General features: G+C 55.6%; 1 protein-coding gene. It reads left to right on the top strand.

Going from position 1 to position 372, the window contains the following annotated elements:
• Nucleotides 1-164: 164 nt before the first annotated feature.
• Nucleotides 165-372, top strand: a 208-nt coding sequence (gene minE, locus Q4563_RS17055; protein ID WP_303605339.1) for a cell division topological specificity factor MinE, incomplete at its 3' end; no start/stop codon positions are given.

The following is a 372-nucleotide window of genomic DNA, read 5'->3' as shown; positions in this document are numbered from 1 at the left end:
GCTCAAAGCTTCCAACCAGGGCGTGCCGGTTGTGCACGACAGCGACAGCGATGCCGGTCAGGCCTATGCCGACTCCGTTGCCCGCTACCTCGGCGAAGATCGCCCACACCGTTTTCTTGAAAAGCAGAAAAAAGGCTTCCTGAAACGGGTTTTTGGAGGTTGATATGAGTTTGTTAAAACGATTCCGAAAAGACGACACCAGCTCCGCATCCGTTGCCAAAGAACGGTTGCGGGTGCTGGTTGCCCACGACCGCTTACGTAACAATGGCCCCGACTACCTGCCCCAGCTGGAACGGGAAATACTGGCGGTGATTCGGAAATACGTCGAGATCGGCGACAAAGACGTCAACGTGCACCTGGAAAACCATGGCC

It is taken from the genome of Gilvimarinus sp. 1_MG-2023, from assembly GCF_030548285.1.
The sequence above is the reverse complement of the archived record's forward strand: the minus strand, read 5'-3'. Positions and strand labels throughout refer to the sequence as shown.